The 14,203-nt window shown below is 68.0% G+C and carries 10 protein-coding genes; 5 read left to right on the plus strand and 5 right to left on the minus strand.

Annotated features, from left to right (window positions below; all coding sequences use genetic code 11):
• The first annotated feature begins 641 nt into the window (after positions 1 to 641).
• Positions 642 to 1,697: an alpha/beta hydrolase gene (locus ACIA76_RS40280; protein ID WP_397160267.1), complete on the plus strand. Its 1,056-nt coding sequence runs from the start codon at positions 642 to 644 to the stop codon at positions 1,695 to 1,697.
• A 90-nt stretch (positions 1,698 to 1,787) separates the two neighbouring features.
• Here ACIA76_RS40280 and ACIA76_RS40285 read toward each other — a convergent pair whose 3' ends face one another.
• Entirely contained in the window at positions 1,788 to 3,887 is a 2,100-nt protein-coding gene (locus ACIA76_RS40285) for a putative bifunctional diguanylate cyclase/phosphodiesterase (RefSeq protein ID WP_397160269.1), read from the minus strand.
• A 70-nt stretch (positions 3,888 to 3,957) separates the two neighbouring features.
• Here ACIA76_RS40285 and ACIA76_RS40290 point away from each other — a divergent pair, with 70 nt between their 5' ends.
• The 4 genes from ACIA76_RS40290 (at position 3,958) to ACIA76_RS40305 (ending at position 8,443) form a co-directional block, all read left to right on the plus strand.
• The gene (locus ACIA76_RS40290; RefSeq protein ID WP_397160271.1) at positions 3,958 to 4,137 is read left to right on the plus strand and encodes a hypothetical protein; all 180 of its coding nucleotides are present in this window, start codon (positions 3,958 to 3,960) and stop codon (positions 4,135 to 4,137) included.
• A 103-nt stretch (positions 4,138 to 4,240) separates the two neighbouring features.
• Complete coding sequence (locus ACIA76_RS40295; protein ID WP_397160273.1) at positions 4,241 to 4,678, plus strand: protease inhibitor I42 family protein; 438 nt, start codon at positions 4,241 to 4,243, stop codon at positions 4,676 to 4,678.
• Between the two features lie 181 nt (positions 4,679 to 4,859).
• Entirely contained in the window at positions 4,860 to 6,206 is a 1,347-nt protein-coding gene (locus ACIA76_RS40300; protein ID WP_397160275.1) for a cytochrome P450, read from the plus strand.
• 161 nt (positions 6,207 to 6,367) lie between these two features.
• Positions 6,368 to 8,443: a phosphocholine-specific phospholipase C gene (locus ACIA76_RS40305; protein WP_397160277.1), complete on the plus strand. Its 2,076-nt coding sequence runs from the start codon at positions 6,368 to 6,370 to the stop codon at positions 8,441 to 8,443.
• Between the two features lie 6 nt (positions 8,444 to 8,449).
• Here ACIA76_RS40305 and ACIA76_RS40310 read toward each other — a convergent pair whose 3' ends face one another.
• The 4 genes from ACIA76_RS40310 to ACIA76_RS40325 all read right to left on the minus strand — a co-directional run bounded on the left by ACIA76_RS40310 (position 8,450) and on the right by ACIA76_RS40325 (position 14,116).
• Complete coding sequence (locus ACIA76_RS40310; protein ID WP_397160279.1) at positions 8,450 to 9,667, minus strand: hypothetical protein; 1,218 nt, start codon at positions 9,665 to 9,667, stop codon at positions 8,450 to 8,452.
• A gap of 279 nt (positions 9,668 to 9,946) precedes the next feature.
• Positions 9,947 to 11,704: a glycerol-3-phosphate dehydrogenase/oxidase gene (locus tag ACIA76_RS40315; RefSeq protein WP_397160281.1), complete on the minus strand. Its 1,758-nt coding sequence runs from the start codon at positions 11,702 to 11,704 to the stop codon at positions 9,947 to 9,949.
• Between the two features lie 13 nt (positions 11,705 to 11,717).
• Complete coding sequence (glpK, locus tag ACIA76_RS40320; RefSeq protein WP_397160283.1) at positions 11,718 to 13,259, minus strand: glycerol kinase GlpK; 1,542 nt, start codon at positions 13,257 to 13,259, stop codon at positions 11,718 to 11,720.
• 41 nt (positions 13,260 to 13,300) lie between these two features.
• The gene (locus tag ACIA76_RS40325; protein WP_397160285.1) at positions 13,301 to 14,116 is read right to left on the minus strand and encodes an MIP/aquaporin family protein; all 816 of its coding nucleotides are present in this window, start codon (positions 14,114 to 14,116) and stop codon (positions 13,301 to 13,303) included.
• Positions 14,117 to 14,203: the final 87 nt, after the last annotated feature.

Genomic DNA, 14,203 nt, shown 5'->3' on the forward strand with positions numbered 1-14,203 from the left:
GGCCGCGGGCCCCGCGCCGAGCCGCCCGGGGGGTCGCGGGCCGACCCGGCCCCCCCCCCCCGAGACTCAGGGCCGCGAGCCCGCCGGAGCGAAGCGGAGGCAAAACAAACACAGCAACCCATTCCAGCCCGCCTGTGATCGGCGCCACTGTAGGGTGAATCCGCTTGTCGCACAACAGGATGAGGGGTTCATTATGTGGAGTATGGTCGCTATCGCCGTCATTGGGTCCGCTATCATCGCGGTCGGATTCGCGGTTGGGTTTCCGAAACGGTGATCAGCCGAGCGGGCCGCTGAGAGTCGTGCGCGGCCCTGATCGAATGCGCGGCCACCGCTGTCGGCGGCCGACGATCATGATCGAATGCGCGATGCCGACGCGCGATGGGCGGATCATGATCGAATCTATAACCGACCGTGGGTTATTCGGAACGACCATGACCGATTAGCGACGGATTCCGCGTTATTTGTCTGTTATTCGAGCAGGGATGCCCATGGGGAGCGCATCACATTCCGGTAACGCAGACCGGTCGGTTCGTCGACATTACGCGCGACACGCAACACGTTGGGACTCCCGGCTCGGGTCGGGGGAGCCGTGGAGTCTCCGCCGTTGCCGAACGCAGTTCGACGAAAGGTGCTCCCCCTCCATGCGTCTGTTGCGCCCCCGGCGAGTTCGTGACCGCCTCCGGCCTAAACTGCTCGCGCTGGCCCTGGCCGTGCTGATGCCGTTGGGTGCGGCCGTGGTCGGCGGGGCGGGCCCCGCTGCGGCCGCGTTCGACCCCTCGGGATTCGATTTCTGGGTCGACTCTCCGGTCATGGGGCCGATCAAATCCCGCGTGTTCCGCGCGGCCGACGGCAATACCAATCGGGTGGTGTACGCGCTCGACGGCATGCGCGCCCAGCAGGATCTCAGCGGCTGGGAGATCAATACCGGGGTCGCCCGGGCGATGGCCGATGCGAATATCAACGTGGTCATGCCGATCGGCGGTCAGTCCAGCTTCTATCTCGACTGGAATTCGCCGTCGAGTTTTCTCGGTGTCCCTCCGGTCAGCACCTTGAATACCGGTTCGACGTCGGGATCCGGTGCCACCCAGATCTTTTCGGGCGGACCGGGTAAGAGCTACCGCTACGACTGGGAATCGTTTCTGACCCGCGATCTGCGCGGCGCGCTGCGGGCCCGGCTGGGCTTCAACCCGAATCGCAACGGAGTCTTCGGACTATCGATGGGCGGCAGCGCGGCGCTGACCCTGGCCGCCTACCACCCCGACCAGTTCAGCTTCGCGGGCTCGTTCTCGGGATATCTGAACATCTCCGCACCGGGCATGCGCGAGGCGATCCGGGTCGCGATGGTCGACGCGGGCGGCTACAACGTCGATTCGATGGCGCCGCCGTGGGATCCCAAGTGGCTGCGCATGGACCCGTTCGTCTTCGGGCCGCGGCTGATTCAGAACAACACCCGGTTGTGGATCGCCGCGGGCACCGGCCGTCCGACCGCGGCCGACGGGCCGAGTATCGACACCCTCAACGGCATCGGGCTCGAGGCGCTGGCGCAGATCAACACCCGCGCCTTCCAGGTGCGGATGATGTCGCTGGGCGCGAAGAACGTGAACTACGACTTCCCGGCGTTCGGCATCCACGCCTGGAACAACTGGCAGGACGAGGCGTTCCGGATGATTCCGGATCTGTCGGCCAATATCGGGTGATCACCGTCCGGTGAACTGCTCGAACAGGCGCTCGCCCTCGAGGAGGAACAGGAACAGGTCGTAGTACACCGTGAGCATTGATCAAGTGTCCTACGAGCCGAGCAGTTCGGTGAGCCGATCCGCGGGCATCGGGTGGTGGAAGTACCAGCCCTGCGCGGTATCGCAGCCGAGTCCGAGCAGGCGATCTGCCTGGTGCAGGGTCTCGACGCATTCGGCGGTGACGGTCAGCCCCAGGGCGTGACTGAGATCGACGATCGTCTCCAGCACCAGCAGATCGCCGCGGTCGGAGGTGGTGGTGGTGCGGATGCGATGGATGAACTGGCCCGCGAGTTTGACCACGTGCAACGGTAATTGGCCGAGGTAGGCCAGATTCGAGTAGCCGGTGCCGAAGTCGTCGATGGCGATGCGCACCCCGGCGTCGGTGAGAGTGCGCAGTGCTCGCAGCGGCCGTCCGGTCGCATGCATGAACGCGCGTTCGGTCAGTTCCAGCTGCAGCAGCCGCGGATCGATACCGGTCTCGGCGATGATCGTCCGCACCCGATCCAGCCAGGCCGGATCGGCCACCTCCGCGGCGGAGACGTTGACGCTGATCACCGGGGCGCGCAGACCGAAGCGGTCGTGCCATCCCCGCGCGTCGCGGCAGGCCTGTTCGAGCACCATCGCCCCGAGGGCGGCGATATGGCCGGCGTCCTCGGCCAGATCGATGAACCGGGTGGGGGTGATCACGCCCAGCTCCGGATGTTGCCAGCGCACAAGCGCTTCCACCGCGACCGGCTGCCGGTCGGCGAGGGTGACGATCGGCTGGTAGTCGAGGAAGAATTCGCCGCGGTTGACCGCGGCGGGCAGTGCGGCGGTCAGTTCGGCGCGGGTGTGCTCGCGGCGGCGGCGGTCCGGATCGAAGACGGCGTAGCGGCTGCGGCCGCCGGTCTTGGCCCAGTACATGGTGGTGTCGGCGGCCTGCAGCAGCGCGTCGGTGGTGGTGAGCCCGGCCTGCTCGATCATGACGCCGACGCTCACGGTGACGGTCAGGCGGTGGCCCTGGATCTCGAACGGCCGCGCGAACGCGGCCAGGATGGTGCGTGCCAGCGCGGCCAGATCGCCGGTGCCGCTCGCGCGGGGTACCAGGATCACGAATTCGTCCCCGCCCATGCGGGCCACGAGCTGATCGGGTTCGGTGGTGCAGCCCTGCAATCGGGCCGCGGCCTGGAACAGCAGTTCATCGCCGAGGGCGTGGCCGAAGGTGTCGTTGACGGTCTTGAAATGGTCGAGATCGACGTAGCACAGGCCGACTCGGGACGATCGGTCGGCGAAGGCGGTGGTGAGCGTGTCGAAGAACCGGGAGCGATTGGCCAGTCCGGTCAGGGGATCGTGGTGTGCGCGGTAGTTCAGGCGTTCGCGCAGGGCCCGTTGTTCGGAGATGTCCTCCACCAGCACGAGCGTGTACTGCGGGTCGCCCTCGTCGTCGCGGACGAGCGAGACGTTGAGGTTGGTCCATACGGTGTGGCCGTCGCGGTGACGGTAGGCCTTCTCCAGTTGGAGGCTGTCGTGTTCGCCGCGCAGCACGCCGTCGTAGAGCTCCCACATACCCGGCGGATCCTCGGGGTGGCTGAGGTCGGTGACGTCGAATCGGCACATCTGCTCGGGCAGATATCCGAGCATCTGCGCGAACGCCGAATTCACCTCGACGATGCGCCCGGTCATATCCGAGAGGCCGGTGCCGATTCCGGCCTGGGCGAAGACCGCCCGCAGTCGCGCCTCGCTCGTGCGCAACTGCTGCTCGACCAGTTGCCGTGCGGTGATGTCGGCGGTGCGCACGCTTTCCTGCTCGGCGAGCAGCCAAGCGCGGAAGGCGCGCATATATCCCGCCGCGAACCAGCCGAGCAGTTCGGCCGAACGGGCCGGTGCCACACCGGTTTCGGCGAAGTAGGCGCCCAGCACCGTCAGGCTGCGGCCGAGCACCTCGTCGCCGACGAAATGGGCCGTCGCCAGCGCCGCCCCGACCGCGGCCACCTGTGCGGCATCGCCGGTCGCGGCGGTCAGCAGATCGGCGGCCAGCCGCATCAGCAGTCGCCGCGACTCGGCCGTGCTCAGCGGCACGACGTGATCGCGCACGCCGCCGCCGAGCGCGGCCGCCCACCGCCCGGCCAGATCGGCGTGCGGGCCGTCGAGATCGGACCCATCCCACGCCATGATGACCGATCGTAGCGGGGTGGTCGCGGATCTGTGAACTGCAGGCATTTCGAAAGGTGCTCGAATACGATTGCGATGCTTCGCCTTCCGGCGGGCGGGTTCGCAGGGAGGTTCCGATGACTTCCACGACTGGCCGCTGCTGGAACCCGGGCTGGTGCATCTGCCGCTGTGGCGGCCGGAGAATCCGGCCGATATCGGCGAGCATCCCGAATCCTCCGGCGCGTACGGCGGGCTGGCGCGGAAGGGCTGAATCGCCGGATGTGCTGGCGGCGAATCCTTTTCGCCCATGCCGGGATGCGTCGCCGGGAAACGCCGGTATGGTGTGGGCGCCCCTTAACTCTGAAAGGACTGTGGTGCGTACACCTCTACTGATGATCGCCTTCGGCGCGGCCCTGGCGGCCGGCGCTACGACCGCCGCCGCGGCCGGCCCGGCGCCGGCTATCGCGTCGACGAACTCGGAGCAGATCGTCATCGTCGGCACCGATGGGGACGGTCAGTCCCAGGCACTGACCGTCGGGCAGGAGCTCGCGGTCGCTCTGCCCGACACCCCGTCCACCGGATATGCCTGGCAGCTGCGCGGTTTCGATCAGAACGTGCTGCATCCGGAGGGCGATCCGCAGTTCAAGCCGGACGGGAGCTTCATGCCCGGCGGGCCCGGCACCACGGTGTGGACGTTCACCGCCGGAACTCCCGGCACCACCAAACTGGTGCTGGAGTCGGCGCCGGTGCAGCCGTGGGCGCAGCCCACGCCGCAGAAGAAGGAGTTCACGCTCACCGTGACGGTGCGCTGACCTGCTGTCCCCGTTGCCCCCGGCGAAAAGCGTGCCGGGGACAACGGGGAGGACAGCCGGGGACAACGGGGGCGACAGCCGAGGACAACGGGGCGACAGCCGAGGACAACGGGGCGACAGCCGAGGACAACGGGGCCCGAAACCGCTGCGGCTCCGATTCGGTTCGGCGGACAATCATGGAATGTCTTCTCCCGCAACTGTTTCTCCCACGGCGCCGGGTGCGATCCCGGTGCTGGGGCATGCGCTGAAGCTGCGCAATGATCCGATCGGCTGGTTCGAATCGCTACGCGCACAAGGCGATGTCGTGCGGATCAAGATCGGCTGGCAGTCGGCGTATGTGGTCACCTCCACCACCGTGAGCCATGAGCTGTTCGTCGCGAAGTATCGCTCGTTCGACAAGGGCGTGGCGGTCGAGCATTTCCGCGACGTGTTCGGGCAGGGGCTGCTCAGCTCCGACGGTGAGCTGCATCGGCTGCACAGGCTGTTGCTGCAACCGGCATTTCATCGGGATCGGCTCGCGGAATACCTCACGATCATGCGCGAGCAGATCGCCGAGCAGACCGATTCCTGGCGGGCGGGGCAGGTGCTCGACGCCCGCATCGCGATGACCGCGATCACCCTCGGCGTGGTGGCCCGCGCGATCACCTCCGCGCGAGTGGCCGACGAACTGGCGGCCGAGGTGCAGCAGCGGCTGCCGCGCATTCTGGACTTGTCCTACCGCCGCGCGATGTCCCCACTGCCGGTGCTGAATCGACTTCCGTTGCCCCGCAACCGCGAATGGACCGAACTGGTGGCCCGGCTGCATCCGCTGGTCGACCGGGTCATCGCCGACTACCGGCGCACCGACACCCGCCGCCCCGATCTGCTCAGCATGATGCTCGACGCCCGCGACGGTGGAAACACCATGTCCGACAGCGTGATTCACGATCAGATCGTGACCATCCTGCTCGCCGGGACCGAGACCACCGCGACCGGGCTGTCGTGGACCTTCGCTCTGCTGAGCGCTCATCCGGCGGTCGAGCAGCGGGTGGTGGCCGAGCTCGCGGAGGTGCTCGGCGACCGGCCGGTCGAACACGACGATCTGGCGCGGCTGGACTACACCACCCGCGTGATCGAGGAATCGCTGCGGCACAGCCCGCCGATCTGGTTGATCACCCGTCGCGCGATCGAGGAGGTCGAACTCGGCGCGCATCGCATCCCGAAGGGCGCCTCGGTGCTGCTGAGTCCGTATCTCACCGGGCACGATCCGGCGCTGATCACCGATCCGGAGGTCTTCGATCCGGACCGGTGGACGGGGGAGCGGATGACGGGCGCGCCGCGCCGGGCCGCGCTGCCGTTCGGGGCCGGGCCGCGCAAATGTATCGGGGATTCGTTCGCGGTCACCGAGATCGCCGTAGCATTGGCGACAATTCTGCGCAAGTGGCGCCTGCGCGTAAAACCTGGTACCCCTATTACTGCGGAGGCTGGCCTCACCTACTTTCCGCGCGACTTGCAGTTGATCGTGACGCCGCGCGTGAAGGAATTATGACCAGCGCGTGACCAGTGCTGCACCGCATTGAACGCGATATGAATTCCCGATGGCGATATCGCGCAAACGCCGTGTCTAAATTGCCGTTAATCCGAACGTTTTCGTATGTTTCGAACAGAAGCATGCTCGATGTGGTGGCTGGATGATCGGAGAGCGCGGCAATGGATCGCAGTTTCGGCACGGCAAACCGACGGACGGTACTGGGCGGGCTGCTGGCCGCCGGATTGGTGGGTGCGGCGGGTATACCGGAGGATATGGCCATCGCACTGGCCGAACCACGGCGGCGCGGCACCCTCGACGAGGTCGAGCATGTCGTCGTCCTGATGCAGGAGAACCGCTCGTTCGATCACTACTACGGCACCATGGCCGGGGTGCGCGGCTTCGCCGACTCGGCCGCGCTGCGGTTGCCCGGCAAGGGCGATCCGGTGTACCGGCAGCCCGATTCGGGTAGCAGCACCGGTTATCTGCTGCCCTTCCATGTCGACACCACGAAGGTCGACGGTCAGGATATGGGCGATCTGGCACACGACTGGAATACCACCCATATCGCGTGGGCGAACGGCGCCTACAACGCGTGGATTCCCGCGAAATCCCCTATGACAATGGGGTATTTCACCGATGCCGACGTTCCTTTCCATCGCGCCCTGGCGAATGCCTTCACACTCTGTGATCATTACTTCTGTTCGCTGCAGGGACCGACCACACCGAATCGCTTGTACCACTGGACCGGAACGATCGATCCCGGCGGCACCGCGGGCGGTCCGGCCACCGGAAATCCCGCAGACTACAATCCGGTATATCACTGGACCACGTATCCGGAACGATTGCAGCAGGCCGGAATCAGCTGGCAGGTGTTCGCCAACGATCGGGTCGGCGACGATACCTCGGGCGCACCGTTTCTCGGCGATTACGGCGATAATCCGCTGTGGCTGTTCCAGGCCTATCACGACGCGTTGAACTCCGACGATCCGGCCGTGCGCCAGCTGGCCGAGCGCGCGAATGTCACCGCGGGCTGGCAACCGGCCGGTGACGCCGACGGCAAGAACGTCGACTACGTACTCGAGCAGTTCGTGACCGCATGTAAGAACAACACGTTGCCGCAGGTGTCCTGGGTGGTCGCGCCCTACGGCTACTGCGAGCATCCCGCGGCTCGGCCGGTGGACGGCGCGGCCTACACCCAGCGCGTGCTGAAGGCCCTGTGGGACAACCCGAAACTGTGGGAGTCGACGGTTCTGCTGATCAACTACGACGAGAACGACGGCTTCTTCGATCACCTCGTACCGCCGACCGCGCCGCCGGGCGCGGCCGACGAATGGCTGCCGCTGGGGCAGTTCGCCGCGCTGCCCGAGCAGTCGGCGGCACTGGGTCCGAAGGTGCCGATCGGGCTCGGGCCGCGGGTGCCGCTGACGGTCATCTCGCCGTGGAGCCGGGGCGGATGGGTGAATTCCCAAGTGTTCGACCACACTTCGGTGCTGCGGTTCCTCGAGACCTGGACCGGGGTGGCCGAGCCGAACATCTCGCCGTGGCGGCGCGCGGTCTGCGGGGATCTCACCAGCTGCTTCGATTTCGGCAAGCGCGACACCAGCATTCCGACGCTGCCGGACGCGAACGAGTTGCGCCGCAAGGCCGATCAGACCCAGACCAAACTGCCCAAGCCCGCGCCGCCGAACTCCTCGTCGCAGACCCCACCGTTCCAGGATCCCGGACATGCCAAGGCGCGGCCGCTGCCGTATCAGCCGCTGGCGTGGGTGGAGACCACCGCGAACGCGGTCACCGTGCACTACGGCAACCGCGGCAGCGCGGCGGTGCCGTTCCAGACCTACCCGTATCAGCTCAAGGGTGCTCCGGCCCGGCAGACCGTGGTCGCCCCGAATGCCCAGGGCCAGGAGAAGTTCGACGGCGGCGGCTACGATCTGGCCGTGCACGCGCCCAACGGATTCCTCGTCGAGGCGGCGGGCGGGCCCGATACCGCGCCGCTGGCGGTGTCCGCGGCGCTGTCGGGTTCGGCCGATCAGCCGACTCTCACGGTGAAGATCCGCAATGCGGGCCCGGTGCCCGCCACGATCGCGATCAAGGACGGTTCGAAGGTCACCGTCGCACCGGGTGCGTCGAAGGATCTGCCGATCCCCACCGCGGACGGCTGGTACGACGTGACCCTGACTCTCGACGGCAACAAGGTCTGGCGGCGACGGTTCGCCGGTCACCTGGAGAACGGTAAACCCAGCCGCACCGGATAGCCCTGGCTACCAGACGAATTCGGGTGCGATGCCCCACTGTTCGAGCTCCGCGACGACCAGCGGGGCCAGGGCGGTGGTGGCGGGCAGCGGCGGCTGGAACGTGAGATACGTTGTCCGCGTGGTGGTCTGGACGAAGACCCGCACACTGCAGTTGTAGGGCTTGTGCAACAGCGACGTGGTCGGAATCCAGGCCCGGGTGGCGAAGGCGCGGGCATCGCCGAGGATGCCGGGCATGCCCTGGGGCATCGGGCCGATATTGGATACCACCGCATCCGGGCCCACGGCCATCACATTCGGCGGGGCCGCGGTCGCATAGGCGGCCTTGCTGCGGGCCCGGACCTCGGCCAGATCGGTATAGCGGCCCGCACCGGGCAGGGTGAGGGCGAATTCGGCCAGGTTCACCATGTTTCCGGTGCCGACGTCGCCCTCCTCGCGATGACTCACCCAGGACGCGACGCGCAGATCACCGGCGGGCCGTCCCCGCAGCGCGTGCACGACATTCGTGGCGACCGTCGTGATCAGGCCGGTCGCGGTGCCGCCGTGCGCCTCGGCCGCGGAACGCAGCGCCGCGCCGTCGAGCGCCACGACCGCGGGCAGCCGCGCCGCGAGCGGTCCGCCGTCGGTATTGCGGGCCGCGCGCCGCGCCATCGAACGCAATACCGCGCCGCCGGGGATGAGCATCGCGCCGTATCGGGCGGCCTCGAGCAGATCCGCGCCCAGTCCGGGCGGTGCGAGATCCGGTGCGGCCTGGGAGGAGTCGGCGTCGGCCGCGAGGTCGATCGCCGCGAAGATCCCCTGCCCGTCGGTGATGGCATGCGACACCACCAGCGACACCACCGATTCGCCGTTGTCGAGTTCGGTCGCCGACAGCACCCAGCCGCGGCCCGCGACCAGATCCAGCTCGACCGCGGCCTGGCGCTCGAGCCAGCCCAACGCCTCCGTGGCGGGTGTCACGGCGGATTCGGCGAGTACCGGATAGTCGTGCGCGCTGCGCGACCAGTAGGGCCGGGCGCCGGGCACCCGCGCGGCCACCAGCCGCCGTGACAGCGGCCCGTCGATCAGTCCGCGCCGCAGCCCGTCGAGCCGCTCGGCATCCACCGGCTGGCGCAGCCACCACGCCACCTGGACCGGCGCGGACACCATGAACGGCATCGCGAGCGCCTCCTGCGCCTTCAGCCGCGCCACGGCATCGGTCCGCCCCGCCTGCGCTACGGTCGCCGTCATCGAATCCAACCCTCCACCACATCGACAGGAACCACGACAGTCTGACACGGGCGGTGCCGCTCCGCTTACTTCGCGCCGCGTGGAATGCCGCTCCCGGCAACACATCCCGCGCCACGTCGATGCACGGTCATACCCGCGGCGATGCCGCTGCGACCCGAGTCACGTCCGCAGGCCCGCGATCTTCCCGCTACCGTCTCGGCGATCCGGTGGACACCACGACGCCGCCCGCATCCCCGGGAGGTGGATGCGGGCGGCGTCGTCTGTGGCGCTCGGCCGTTGTCAGGCGACCGCGATCAGGCGCGCCGCGTTGGCGGCCTCGTCGGTGACGGCCTTGTTCGCGGCCAGTTCGGCCTCGACGCGGCCGCGGTAGCGGGCGATCTCGCCCTCGGTGGTCTCGGCGTCCCAGCCCAGCGGGCCCGCGATCAGGTGGGCGATATGGGCGGCCGCCTCGACTCCGCGGTCGGCGAACTCGATGGAGATGCGGGTGCGGCGGGTCAGCACATCGTCCAGATGCAGGGCGCCCTCGTGGGTGGCGGCATAGACGGCCTCCGCGCCCACGTACTCCTCGGCACCCGGAATCGGCTGGGCCAGTTCCGGATTCGCCTCGATCAGGGCGAGCAGATCCGCGATGCCCGAACCGTAGCGGCCGAGCAGATGTTCGACGGTCTCGGCGGGCAGCCCGCAGCGGTGCGCGACGCCGGGCACATCGGCGGCCAATTCCTGGTAGCCGACCGCGCCGACGAGCGGCAGATGTTCGGTCACCGAGGGCGCCACCGCCGTGCCGAAATCGCGCACGGCCGCATCGACCACATCCGCGGCCATCACGCGGTAGGTGGTGTACTTACCGCCCGCGATCACGAACAGGCCCGGAACCGGTTCGGCCACAGCGTGTTCGCGCGACAGCTTGGTGGTGTCGCTGTCCTTCGCGCCCGCCAGCAGCGGCCGCAGGCCCGCGTAGGTGCCGACGATATCGTCCTCGGTGAGCGGTTCGCGCAGAATCGAATTCACGTGATCGAGGATGTAGCGGATATCGGTGTGGCTGGCCGACGGGTGGTTCTTGTCCAGCTCCCAATCGGTGTCGGTGGTGCCGATGATCCAGTGCTGATGCCACGGGATGACGAACAGGATGCTCTTCTCGGTGCGCATGGCCAGTCCGGTATCCAGATCCAGCCGCTCGCGCGGGACCATGATGTGCACGCCCTTGGACATGCGCACGTGGAACGGGAAGTCCACGCCGGTCATGCGATTCATCTCATCGGTCCACACGCCGGTCGCGCTGATCACGCTGCGGGCCCGCACGGTGTATTCGCGGCCGGTCTCGACGTCGGTGACCTGTGCGCCGACGACCCGCCCGCGGTGTTCATCGGGCATGAGCTCTGGGCCCTGCGTGGTTACGCAAGCTGCCGCCTCCGGGCCCTGACCGCTCATGCCTTCGCGCAGCAGGCCGGTCACCTTGGTGCGGGTCAGCACGGTGGCGCCGTGGCGGGCCGCGGTGCGGGCGATGGTCATGGTGTGGCGCGCGTCGTCGACCTGGGCGTCGAAGTAGCGGATCGCGCCGATCATCGCGTCCTCGCGCAGGGCCGGACCCAATTCCAGTGCGCGCGACCGGGATACGTGCCTGTGCATGGGCACCGCCCGCGCCCCGCCCATGGTGTCGTAGAGCGCCACGCCGGCGCCGATGTAGGCGCGCTCCCACACCCGGTGCTGCAGCGGCAGCAGGAACGACACCGGCCGCACCAGATGCGGAGCGAGCTTGTGCAGCAACAGCTTGCGCTCCTTGAGCGCCTCGCGCACCAGCCAGAAGTCCAGCTGCTCGAGGTAGCGCAGGCCGCCGTGGATCAGCTTGCTGGAGCGGCTCGAGGTTCCGGCGGCGAAATCGCGCGCCTCGACCATGGTGACCGACAGTCCGCGCGCCGCGGCGTCCAGGGCCGCGCCCGCGCCGACGACGCCGCCGCCGATGACCAGGACGTCGATCTCGCTGTCGCCCAGCGCATTGAGGGCCTCGGCCCGGTAGTCGGAATCCAAACGTGCGTTCATCGCAATACTCCTTCTAGTCGTCTTCGTCGATCCAGTCGAGGGTGCGCGCAACCGCCTTCTTCCAGCGGGCGTAGCCACGCTCGCGCTGCGCCTCGGGCAGGGTCGGATGCCAGCGCTTGTCCTCGCGCCAGTTCTCTTCCAGTTCATCGGTATTCGCCCAGAACCCCACGGCCAGGCCCGCGGCGTAGGCGGCGCCGAGGGCGGTGGTTTCGGCGACCACCGGACGCGATACCGGCACGCTCAGGAAGTCGGCCTGCAGCTGCATGCACAGCTCGTTGGCGGTCACGCCGCCGTCCACGCGCAGAACATCCAGGGTCACACCGGAATCGGCCTGCATGGCCTCCACGACGTCGCGGGTCTGATAGCAGATCGACTCGAGCGTCGCGCGCGCCAGATGCGCGTTGGTGCTGTAGCGGGACAGGCCCACGATCACCCCGCGCGCATCCGAGCGCCAGTACGGCGCGAACAGTCCGGAGAAGGCGGGCACGAAGTACACCCCGCCGTTGTCCTGGGTCTGCCGGGCGAGCGATTCGCTCTGTGCCGCACCGGAAATGATGCCCAGCTGATCACGCAGCCACTGCACCGCCGAGCCGGTGACCGCGATCGAACCCTCCAGCGCGTACACCGGCTTGTCGTCGCCGAACTGATAGGCGACGGTGGTGAGCAGCCCGTGCTGGGAGCGCACGATCTCGTGACCGGTGTTGAGCAGCAGGAAGTTTCCGGTGCCGTAGGTGTTCTTGGCCTCGCCGGGGCGGAAGCACACCTGGCCGACGGTGGCGGCCTGCTGATCGCCGAGCACACCGGCGAGTGGCACCTCGCCGCCGAACGGTCCGTCGGCGCGGGTCTTACCGAACAGCTCCGGATTCGACGACGGCGCGATCCGCGGCAGCATCGCGCGCGGAATCCCGAACAGCGCCAGCAATTCCTCGTCCCAGTCGCAGGTCTCGAGGTCCATGAGCATGGTGCGGCTGGCGTTGGTGGGATCGGTGACATGTACGCCGCCGTGGGGTCCGCCGGTCAGCTGCCACAGCAGCCAGCTGTCGGTGGTGCCGAACAGCGCGTCGCCGCGTTCGGCGTCGGCGGCCACGCCCGGCACATTGTCCAGGATCCAGCGCAGCTTGCCGCCGGAGAAGTAGGTGGCGGGCGGCAATCCGGCCTTGCGGCGGATGGTTTCGCCGTGTCCGGCGCGCTCGAGCTCGGCGGCGATGCGGTCGGTGCGGGTGTCCTGCCAGACGATGGCGTTGCAATACGGACGCCCGGTGTGGCGGTTCCACACCACGGTGGTCTCCCGCTGATTGGTGACCCCGACCGCGGCCAGATCCTCCGCGGTCAGATTCGCCGTGGTGAGGGTGGTCTGGATGACCGCGCGGGTGCGCTCCCAGATCTCGGTGGGGTTGTGCTCGACCCAGCCGGCGCGCGGCAGGATCTGTTCGTGTTCGAGCTGATGCCGGGCGATCTCGTTGCCGCCGTGGTCGAAGACCATGAAGCGGGTACTGGTGGTGCCCTGGTCGATCGCTCCGACGTAGCGCGGGCCGCCGTTGGCTCGGTCGCTCATCCCGAGTTCCTTTCGGTGAATCTCTTGGCAGACGTGACGTTTCAGAACAGGACTTGGGCGACCAGGCCGGCCAGCACGCCGCCGAGCAGCGGGCCGAGGACCGGGACCCAGGCGTAGGACCAGTCGGAGTTCTTGTGCGCCGGGTAATCCGCGCGCGGTGCGCCGGGACCCGTTGCGGTATCGGGCAATTCGGAGCTCACGGACTCGGCGGCGGTGGGCGCCTTACTGCCCATCGGCAGCAGGGCGTGCGCGATACGCGGCGCGAGGTCGCGGGCGGGGTTGATGGCATAGCCGGTCGGCCCGCCGAGTGAGGCGCCGATGCCGACGACCAACAGGGCCGCGGCCACCGGTCCGAGACCCGTGGGGGTGTGCCCGATCCCGAGGATCACCAGCACGAGGGCGAAGGTGGCGATCACCTCGGTGACGAAGTTCCAGCCGTAGGAACGGATTTCGGGGCCGGTGGAGAATACGGCCAGTTTCTTGGCCGGATCCGGTTCGGCCTCGAAGTGGCTGCGATAGGCGAGATAGGCGGCCGTCGCGCCGAGGAATCCGCCGACCATCTGACCCGCGATATAGGCGAGGGTGTTGGCGACGGTGATATCGATGCCGGGCGCGTATTCGTGCGCGCCGCTGGCCCAGATGCCGAGGGTGACCGCCGGGTTGAGATGGCCGCCGGTCTTGTAGGCGACGTAGACGCCCGCCATGACGCCCAGGCCCCAGCCCATAGTGATGAGTAACCAGCCGCCGTTGAAGCCCTTGGATTTGGCCAGCAACACGTTGGCGACCACGCCGACGCCGAGCAGCACCAACATCCCTGTACCGAAGGCCTCGCTCACGAAGATCGAGCCGAAGTTCACCGTTGAACCTCCATTAACCGTGCCGACCGCCGGTGCGGTCGCATTTCTCGTGACGTTACGAGTCCGCGGCGAAACCGGACACAGGAC

The organism is Nocardia sp. NPDC051570 (assembly GCF_044454005.1).
In the GTDB taxonomy this organism is placed as follows: domain Bacteria; phylum Actinomycetota; class Actinomycetes; order Mycobacteriales; family Mycobacteriaceae; genus Nocardia.